Below are 1,463 nucleotides of genomic sequence, written 5' to 3' on the forward strand. Positions count from 1 at the left end.
GTCCCCTACACCGCCGACGATGGCAGCGGCCACCCCGTCAGCTCGACCATCGTCGTGACCGTGACGCCGGTGAACGATGCGCCGGTCGCCGCCGGTGACCAGACCACAACTGCCGAAGACACGCCGGTGGTGCTGGACCCGCGCGGCAACGACACCGATGCCGACGACGACCCGCTGACGATCACCGAGATCAACGGCCACCCGATCGACGCACAGACCCCGGTCAGCGTGACCGACGGCAACGGCCAGCCGATCGGCACCGTCAGCCTGAACCCCGATGGCTCGCTGACCTTCACGCCAGCGCCCGGTTACCACGGCCCGGCCGAATTCGACTACACCGTCAGCGATGGACAGGGCGGCAGCGATACCGGCCACGTGGGCCTGACCGTGACGCCGGTGGCTGACGCACCGTCCGTCGTCGCCGACAGCGCCAGCACGCTGGAAAACATGCCCGTCGTGATCGACGTGCTGGCCAACGACAGTGACCGCGATGGCGACGCGCTGACCATCACCGAGGTGAATGGCCAACCAATCAGCGTCGGCTCGCCTGTGCACCTGGTGGACGGCAATGGCCTGCCGCTGGGCGACGTGCGCTTGACGGCCGACGGCAAGCTCGAGTTCACGCCCGCCCCGGGCAGCAATGGCCCGGTCGACTTCAACTACACCGCCACCGACGGCCACACGCCGGTGCAGGCGAACGTGCATGTCGAGGTGACCCCGGTCAACGACGCGCCGGTCGCTCTGGACAACAACGTCCACGGCGTCGAAGACAGCCCGCTGACCTTCGATCCGCGCTCGAACGACACCGACCCCGACGGTGATGCGCTGACCATCACGGCGATCAACGGCCAGGCGATCAGCGTTGGCCATCCGGTCACGCTGCCGGAAGGCCAGCTGAGCCTGAACTCCGACGGCACCCTCACCTTCACGCCAGCGCCAAACTACAACGGCACGCTGAACTTCGACTACACCGTCAGCGACGGACACGGCGGCAGCGACACCGCCAAGACGACGCTGGTGATCCAGCCGGTGGACGATCTGCCCGCGGCAGGTGCCGACACCTTCGTGGCCACCGAAGACACCGCGCTGCACGGATCGCTGGGCGGCAACGACACTTTGTCGGGTGATGGCGGCAACGTCTTCGCACTTGGCACCGGCGCTGCGCATGGCACGGTTGTCGTCAACGCCGATGGCACGTTCACGTACACCCCGGCGGCGAACTACAACGGCCCCGACTCGTTCATCTACACGCTCACCGATGCCGACGGCGATRTGTCCACAGCCACGGTCACGCTGAACGTCGCTTCCGTCGAAGATCTGCCTACTGCGAAGAATGACACCTTCTCTGCGGCCGAAGACACCGCGCTGAATGGCTCGGTGGCGGGTAACGACACCCTGTCGGGCGACGGCGGTAACACCTTCGCACTTGGCACGGGCACAGCCCACGGTACGGTCGTCGTCAA

1 protein-coding gene is annotated in these 1,463 nt (G+C 66.8%); it reads left to right on the forward strand.

Annotated features, from left to right (window positions below):
* The coding region (locus AC1DYI_RS35445) for an Ig-like domain-containing protein (protein ID WP_477208782.1) at window positions 1-1,463 on the forward strand (1,463 nt) is incomplete at both ends.

The organism is Ideonella sp. P3_A4 (genome assembly GCF_056403075.1).